This window comes from Collinsella aerofaciens (assembly GCF_015556945.1).
Classification (GTDB): domain Bacteria; phylum Actinomycetota; class Coriobacteriia; order Coriobacteriales; family Coriobacteriaceae; genus Collinsella; species Collinsella aerofaciens_AO.
In genome coordinates, this window is record NZ_JADNNH010000003.1 from 120423 (window position 1) to 127925 (window position 7503).

The window sequence follows — 7503 nt, forward strand, 5'->3', positions numbered from 1 at the left end:
GTCGTTAAAGAACGTCGCAGGTGACTACCCAAAACAAAGGGTGGCCACGCGCGCCTTGGCGCCAATGACCACCCTGACTACTCGGCTAAATTGTACTGTGCGCCGCTAGCCGCGAGGCGCGTCAATTGCGACCTTGCCGCCCTCCAGCACGTGAACACGGCCGTCGGCGAGCATTTGCACGACCTCGGGATACAGCACGTGCTCAATCGCGTGGATGTGCTCCTCGAGCGTGTCGACATCCCAACCTTCCTCGACAGCCAGCGCGCGCTGGGCGATGATGGGGCCGTTGTCGTAGATCTCGTTGGCAAAGTGCACGGTCACACCGGTTACCTTGACGCCGCGCGCAAAGGCATCGTCGATCGCATGCGCGCCGGTAAAGCTCGGCAGCAGTGCCGGATGCAAGTTGACCACGCGGTTGGGAAACGCCGCCAGCAGCGGCGTGTGCACCATGCGCATGTAACCGGCCATGACCACATATTCGCAGCCGCGCTCGAGCAGCTCGTGCGCGATGATCTCGTCGGCGGCGATGGGGTCGGCATAGACATCCTTGGACAGCGTGAGCGTCTGGATGCCCGCGCGCTCAGCGCGCTGCAAACCCTTAGCCGAAGGACGGCTCGACACCACAAGCTCAATCGAAGCGTTGAGCTTGCCGGCGGCGATCAAATCGATCAGCGCCTGCAGGTTGGTACCCGAACCGCTGATGAGCACACCGATCTTGAGCGGCTCGGCCGTATCGGTGCCGGTCGGACGGGTGTAGGGCACAAAGCCCAGGCTCGCGGCAGCAGCCATCTGCTCGTTAGCGCTCATCGGAGTACACGACCTTACCGGAGCCCTCGACGCACTCGCCCACGCGGAACGGCTTCTCGCCCAGCGCGACCAGGGCCTCGGTCACGGCAGCCTCGTCCTCGGGGGCGACGATCAGGCACAGGCCAACGCCCATGTTGAAGGTCTTGCATGCCTCGTTGGGCGCGAGCTCGGCCTGGCGCGACACGTAGGTGATGACGGGCGGAACGTCCCAACCCATCTCGGCGCCGTTGCGGGTGACCACGGCGTCGACGTCGTCGGCGAGCGCGCGGTTGAGGTTCTCGGTGATGCCGCCGCCGGTGATGTGGGCGATGGCGTGCACCGGAGCGCCACCGCGCAGCAGCTCCAGAATCGGCTTGACATAGATGCGCGTGGGGGCCAACAGGGCGTCTGCCAGCGATGCGCCGCCGAGTTCCTCGAGCGGACGGCTCAGCTCCTCGGCCTTAGCGGCGGCCTCGGGCGTGCCCGGCTTAATACCGTCGACGTCAATGACCTTACGCACGAGCGAGTAGCCGTTGGAGTGCACGCCGGTGGAAGGCAGGCCCAGGATCACGTCGCCGGGGCGGACGTTCGCAGGGTCGAGCATCTTGGGACGGTCGACGACGCCCACGGTAAATCCGGCAAGGTCGTAGTCGGCAGGAGCCATGACGCCGGGGTGCTCGGCCATCTCGCCGCCCACGAGCGCGCAGCCCGCGAGCTTGCAGCCGTCGGCCACACCCTTGATGATCTTTGCCATGTGCTCGGCCTCGATGTGGCCGATGGCAACGTAGTCCAGGAAGAACAGCGGCTCGGCACCCGAAGCCAGAATGTCGTTGACGCACATAGCAACCAGGTCCTGGCCCACCGTCTCGTGACGGCCCATGATCTGGGCGAGCACGAGCTTGGTGCCCACGCCGTCGGTACCGCTAATCAGAATCGGGTCTTCCATATCCTTAAGCGCGGCAGCCGAGAACAGGCCACCAAAGCCACCGATGCCGCCGATGACCTCGGGACGGTTGGTGTCCTTAACCATCTGCTTAATAGCGTCAACGGCGCGGCCGCCCTCGGCGGTATCGACGCCGGCATCCTCATACGTCACATGCTTGCTGTCGCTCATCTGAGCCTTCCTCTCCCACTACCGTCCGCCGCCCGGGCGCCAAACGGTGCTCATAGTTGCGTTCATTTCGGCGCGCGCCATAACAACGCGCGCCGTCATATCAACAAAACAGCAGGTAAAACCTACCAAAATAAACCTGTCCCTTTTTGGCAGGTTTTAGGCCTCGCCGTGTTCCTCTTCCCAGCTGCGATCGTCGTATTTCTCGACCACGGCGTCGTCATCAAAGTGCAGCGGCTTGTCCAGGTTGCGGGGCTTAAAGCCCTCCATGAACTTGTCGCGGCCAAAGCTCTCGGGAATCGCCACGGGGTAGCGGCCGGTAAAGCACGCATCGCAGTAACCGCCCTTGGGCATGACCTTAAGCAGGCCCTCGACCGAAAGGAAGGCCAGCGAATCGGCGCCGATATACTCGCAAATCTCGTCGACCGTCTTGTTGGCGCTGATAAGCTGCGACTGCACGTCGGTATCGATACCGTAGAAGCACGGCCAGATGACCTCGGGCGAGTTGATGCGGATATGAATCTCCTTGGCGCCGGCGTTGCGCAGCATCTTGACGAGCTGCACCATGGTGGTGCCGCGCACGATGGAGTCGTCGATGACGACCAGGCGCTTGCCCTCGATGTTGTCACGCAGCGGGTTGAGCTTCATACGCACGCCCATGGCACGCAGCTCCTGCGTAGGCTCGATAAACGTACGGCCCACATAGCGGTTCTTGATGAGGCCCTCGCCAAAGGGAATGCCACTCTCGTGCGAATAGCCCTCCGCGGGCGGCAGGCCGGAGTCGGGCACGCCGATGACCAGGTCGGCCTCGACGGGCTCCTCATGTGCCAGCTGACGACCCATGTCATAACGGCAGGCGTAGACGCTCTTGCCGTTCATGATGGAATCGGGGCGAGCAAAGTAGACCTGCTCAAAAATGCAGTTAGCAGGCTCTTCGGCGGCAGGCACGCCCTGCTCGGACACAAGGCCCTCGGCGCTGATGCGCAAAATCTCACCGGGACGGACGTCGCGGACGTACTCGGCGCCCACGATATCGAGCGCGCAGGTCTCGGAGGCAACGACCCAGCCGCCGGCGCGCGTGACATGGGTGGTGGCGTCGACCGTCGCGGCGCCGTCCTGCGACGGCAGCTGCGAAACGGATGCGGCATCGGCCTGGTCCAGGCCCTCATCCACCAGCTTGCCCAGCACGAGCGGGCGAATGCCGTGCGGATCGCGGAATGCGTAGAGCGCCTGCTCGTTGATGAGCGTCATGGCGTAGCCGCCGCGCACGAGCTCCATGGTCTTGCGAATGCCCTCGCGCAGATGGCCAGTACGCTGAGTAAAGTAGCCGATGAGTTTGGTCGCGACCTCGGAATCCGAGTTGGAGAGGAACGGTACGCCCAGCTCGATCAGCTGGCGACGCAGCTCGTCGGTGTTGACGAGGGTGCCGTTGTGCGCGAGCGCGATAATGACGCTATTGATGGTAGAGAGGTGCGGCTGAGAGGCTTCCCAGCTCTTGGCGCCGGCGGTGCCGTAGCGCACATGACCCACGGCCAGCTGACCGGAGAGCGTCGACAAGTCGGCATTGGAGAACACGCGGTCGAGCAGTCCCAGATCCTTGCGGACCATAACCGTACCGCCGTCACCAACGGCGATTCCCGCCGATTCTTGGCCGCGATGCTGCAGTGCACGCAGGCCAAAGTACGTCAGTCGAGCCACGTCGCGATCGGGCGCCCAGACACCAAAAACGCCGCATTCCTCATGCAGCTGGTCAGAGTCCGGATCATACGTCGACATGGCGTTCACCTGTCCCGCGGCACGCTCGGCCGCGCGGATGGTTTCTTGAGACATGGCATCCCCTCAGAGCCTCGTATTTTGGCGTTACCCGCCTTATTATACGCACGGCGCGACGCGCTCCCCCGCGCATGAGCAGCGCTTTTTAAAAGCCCACCGAGCTTATTATCCGTTTTGCGACCAAACATTTTATTGGGTAGTCCACTCTCAGGGGCAACGGCCTCGAAGACTTCCCGTGCGCCGTGTCTCGCCCGCGCTAGGGGCTACATTGTTGCAATTGGGACGTTCGTCCTGTCTTTTAGCTGGTCGTCGGCGTATCCTTGTAGGCTACTACAAGACGAGAAAGGTAGCGTATGGATCGAAATCAACTCGACCCCAGTGTCCCCAGCACCACGGAGGCCAAGAAGATCCCCCTTATCATCAAGGTCTACGCAGTCCTGTGCACCCTATCTGGCGTGGGCACGCTCCCGTCAGTCGCCGTCTTTATGTGGCAGGTCATCACCGCACTCATTAACGGCAACGTCGCCGCTAAGCTCGGTGATAACACCCTGGTCGCGGTTGGCCTTATCGTCGCCGGCATTATGCTCTCGGCGGCAAGCGCGATCATCTTGATCGTCTTTGGCCTGGACCTCATCAAGGACCAGCGGCGCAATGCCGCCCGCCTGTCTTACGTCCTCATCGCATTTACCGTCGTGGAGCTTTTAGTTGACGTGATGCTCCAGGGCATCGGACCCTTCCTGCTGCGCCCCGCCGTCCAGCTTGTCATCCTCATTGCGCTGTCGGCCACCGTCGACCCCACGCTACGCCAGGAGCGCGAACTGCAGCGCCGTCTGCAAGAGATGCTCGACCGCGATGCCGCCGCCGAGGGGATGCTCGGCCGCGACGAAACCGGCGAGGGCTACATCAAGCTCAACTACTTCAACCTGTTCTGGGTATTCTTCGTCTGCAGCGTGTTAGGTCTCATTCTCGAGGAAGTCTGGCATATGGTCGTCGTCGATCCCGGCGTCTATCAGGACCGTGCCGGTATGCTATTTGGCCCCTTTAGCCCCATCTACGGATTTGGCGCGGTGCTCATGACCATGGCGCTCAACCGCTTCTATAAAAAGAATCCTCTGATCATTTTCCTGGTAAGTGCCCTGATCGGCGGCGCTTTCGAGGTGTTTGTAGGCTGGTTTATGCAGACCTCATTTGGCGTGGTGTCGTGGAGCTATTCACACATTAGGCTATTCGGCATGCCCGATCCCATCGCGGTATTGACCGGGGGACGCACATGCACGCCGTTTGCCTGCATGTGGGGCCTGGGTGGCCTCATCTGGATCAAGGTCTTGCTGCCGCGCCTGCTTAAGCTCATCAATATGATTCCATGGAAACGCCGCTACTCTGCTACCGTCATCCTGACCGCCGTCATGTTGATCGACGGCGTCATGACGTTGCAATCGCTCGACTATTGGTATCAGCGCGTCAACGGAACCATTCGAAATATTCCCGTCGCACAGTTCTATGACAAGCATTTCGATAACGAATATATGGAGAACCGTTTTCAGAGTATGACCATGAGCCCCAAGGACGCCACACGCGTGTAGCAAACGCCCGAGCAAAATAGCTCCAACACATCAAAGCCCGCTGGCAGATCTACATGAACTGCCGGCGGGCTTTCGCTATAGACAGACTCGGATTGCCGACGAGGCCTTACGCCTCGCGCTCGACCTCGCTCACGCACTCGTTCTTGATGGTGCCGACGAGCGACTGCAGCGCATCGACCACATGCGGGCGAATGTCTCCGCCAATGAGCACGAGCATGATGTCGTCGCCCACGGTAAGCTCGCCGCTCGCCAGCCACACGCGCACATAGCCGATACCCGGCATCGTGCGCGTCGCCTCGATAGCGGCCTGCACCTTTTCGGCATCGAAGCCAAACACCATGCCGCCCACCTTGTGGCCTGGCGCCACGCCATCGGTCTCGACTCCGCGCGCTTCGGCCTTGGGCGTCGCGCGCACCACGCCGTTGTGTGTCAGGTACATCCCACAATCAGCCGCCGAAACATCGGCCTTGGCTTCGCGCAGCCAAGCATCAACCGAAGGCATCGATTTGCCGTTCTCAAGCATCATTTCTCCTTTTGATTTCCAGGGTAGTCTTTTTGGGACGGGGCCCGGACACTTTATTCCTCGACCGGCGTGAGCACCATGACGGCGCGCGTATTGCTAAATGACAGCGAACGGCAGGTCACAAGCGTTACGACCTTGGTTGCCGAAGCGGCACGATCGGTGGCATCGCTCGCCACGGCAGAGGCACCGTCGAGCATCTCGGACAGATAATTCTTCAGTCCGTCATCGCCCTCAAAGTTGGGCGTGCGCGCCTTGGCATACGTGTCCTCGACCACCTTGGTCGCCAGCGGACGCAGCTTATACGTTGCATCGCGCGTGATGTAATACACGTACTCGATGCTATCGAACGTCGCTTGGTCGGTGGTGTCCGAAATCACGTTGAACATCGACCCATCGTTCATATGGTGGCCGTAGATCGTGGTCTGCTGATCCACCATGCCCGGCGCGGTGTCGTCGCTATCCAAGAAGATGGCACCGGACGCGTTAGCCGTACCGTCAAACAGCGTGTTGAGGTATTTGGAGTTGTTGTTGGTCTGCACGACGGGATAGTTGATGTTGGTGCCGGGCGCATAAATCCAACCCACAACCTCGGGATTCGTCTGGGCAAGTGCATCAAAGTCGATAATCGGCACGCCGCTGGCGTCCTTGTCGCTCACATATTGTTTTTCGATCTTTTGATACGACTCGCTCGCCTGCTTGTAGCCAATCTGGGCGTTGATAAAGATGGCGGCAGCAGCAACGATTAGGCCGATGCCAATAATGATGAGCAAGATGGGGATAACGGAGCGGCGCTTTTTGCGCGGCGGCTCGGTATAGCTCGACGGAGCAGCGCCCGACTGTTTCGTAGAACGCGATTCTTTCTTGGCCGTATCATACGACGAAGGGCGATATGCAGCCGGCGTATCCTGGCGATGATGGGACATCGGCGTTACGGGACGCGGCGCGCGCGGCTGCTGAGGAGAGGATGTCCGACCCTGCTGTGCCGCATGGGCAGCACCCGGCTTCGACGGATCGGGAATCTGAGAAGCCTTGAATCGTTTTCCCTGATAGTCGGACATGGCTCTCCTTATACTGCGGTGAAACGGCGGAACGCCTAGGCGTCGGCCATCTCCTGCTTCATCTTCTCGATAACCTTGCGGTACTCGGGGTCGCAAGCGCCCAGAATCTGCGTGGCGTAGATGGCGGCGTTCTTGGCGCCGTTGATGGCAACGCAGGCCACGGGCACGCCCGAAGGCATCTGCACCATCGACAGCAGCGAATCCATGCCGCCCAGGTCACTCGTCTTCATAGGCACGCCGATGACCGGCAGCGGCGTAAAGGCAGCCACGACACCACCCAGGTGAGCGGCCTTGCCGGCGGCGGCGATAATCACCTTGATACCGCGATCGGCAGCAGTCGAGGCCCACTCGTGGACCTTCGCCGGCGTGCGGTGTGCACTCGCAATGACGAGCTCATAGGGCACACCAAGCGCCTCGAGCTCGGCGGTGCAGCCTTCCATAACGCCCAGATCGGACTTGGAGCCCATGATAATCCCGACAACCGGCTTTTGATCTGCCATAAACAAAGACCTCCTGTTGAGAGCGGTGACGCGGCCAATCCGCGACCCTTAACTACTGAGAGTAGTATAGCTGCTCCCGTCCCTGCGGTCTGCGTGGTGCTTTGCGGGCGGGCCAGGCTTTATCTTCACTCCGGTTGCTTTGCAAAGTCGTTCAGATAAAGCCTGTCCC

7 protein-coding genes are annotated in these 7503 nt (G+C 61.0%); 1 reads left to right on the forward strand and 6 read right to left on the reverse strand.

All coding sequences use genetic code 11. The features are described 5' to 3' along the window. Nucleotides 1–105: 105 nt before the first annotated feature. From purN to I2F59_RS01900, 3 genes are all read right to left on the reverse strand, one after another. Nucleotides 106–807, reverse strand: a complete 702-nt coding sequence (purN, locus tag I2F59_RS01890; protein ID WP_195503075.1) for a phosphoribosylglycinamide formyltransferase — start codon at nucleotides 805–807, stop codon at nucleotides 106–108. After that, nucleotides 797–1900 (reverse strand): phosphoribosylformylglycinamidine cyclo-ligase, encoded by a 1104-nt coding sequence (gene purM / locus I2F59_RS01895; RefSeq protein ID WP_195503076.1) that lies wholly within the window; start codon nucleotides 1898–1900, stop codon nucleotides 797–799. Before purM ends, purN begins: the two co-directional genes overlap by 11 nt. Nucleotides 1901–2056: 156 nt before the next feature. After that, nucleotides 2057–3727 (reverse strand): amidophosphoribosyltransferase, encoded by a 1671-nt coding sequence (locus I2F59_RS01900; protein WP_148331751.1) that lies wholly within the window; start codon nucleotides 3725–3727, stop codon nucleotides 2057–2059. A 296-nt stretch (nucleotides 3728–4023) separates the two neighbouring features. On the opposite strand from I2F59_RS01900, the gene I2F59_RS01905 reads away from it, so the two are divergent. Beyond that, on the forward strand, nucleotides 4024–5253 hold the full coding sequence (locus I2F59_RS01905; RefSeq protein ID WP_195503077.1) for a putative ABC transporter permease: 1230 nt from the start codon (nucleotides 4024–4026) through the stop codon (nucleotides 5251–5253). Nucleotides 5254–5359: 106 nt separating this feature from the next. Here I2F59_RS01905 and I2F59_RS01910 read toward each other — a convergent pair whose 3' ends face one another. From I2F59_RS01910 to purE, 3 genes are read right to left on the reverse strand one after another with little or no spacing between them, the layout of a single operon-like run. Next, nucleotides 5360–5776, reverse strand: coding sequence for a molybdenum cofactor biosynthesis protein MoaE (locus I2F59_RS01910; RefSeq protein WP_229065276.1), 417 nt, complete (start codon nucleotides 5774–5776; stop codon nucleotides 5360–5362). Nucleotides 5777–5829: 53 nt separating this feature from the next. Then, nucleotides 5830–6834 carry a class B sortase gene (locus I2F59_RS01915; RefSeq protein WP_195503079.1) on the reverse strand — a complete coding sequence of 335 codons (1005 nt, stop codon included), beginning with the start codon at nucleotides 6832–6834 and terminating at the stop codon, nucleotides 5830–5832. Nucleotides 6835–6869: 35 nt separating this feature from the next. Next, nucleotides 6870–7334, reverse strand: coding sequence for a 5-(carboxyamino)imidazole ribonucleotide mutase (gene purE, locus I2F59_RS01920; protein ID WP_006235810.1), 465 nt, complete (start codon nucleotides 7332–7334; stop codon nucleotides 6870–6872). Nucleotides 7335–7503: the final 169 nt, after the last annotated feature.

Coding starts and splice junctions, on each gene's coding strand:
- purN (WP_195503075.1), bottom strand. CDS start 807: ATGAGCGCTAACGAGCAGATGGCTGCTGCCGCGAGCCTGGGCTTTGTG.
- purM (WP_195503076.1), bottom strand. CDS start 1,900: ATGAGCGACAGCAAGCATGTGACGTATGAGGATGCCGGCGTCGATACC.
- I2F59_RS01900 (WP_148331751.1), bottom strand. CDS start 3,727: ATGTCTCAAGAAACCATCCGCGCGGCCGAGCGTGCCGCGGGACAGGTG.
- I2F59_RS01905 (WP_195503077.1), top strand. CDS start 4,024: ATGGATCGAAATCAACTCGACCCCAGTGTCCCCAGCACCACGGAGGCC.
- I2F59_RS01910 (WP_229065276.1), bottom strand. CDS start 5,776: ATGCTTGAGAACGGCAAATCGATGCCTTCGGTTGATGCTTGGCTGCGC.
- I2F59_RS01915 (WP_195503079.1), bottom strand. CDS start 6,834: ATGTCCGACTATCAGGGAAAACGATTCAAGGCTTCTCAGATTCCCGAT.
- purE (WP_006235810.1), bottom strand. CDS start 7,334: ATGGCAGATCAAAAGCCGGTTGTCGGGATTATCATGGGCTCCAAGTCC.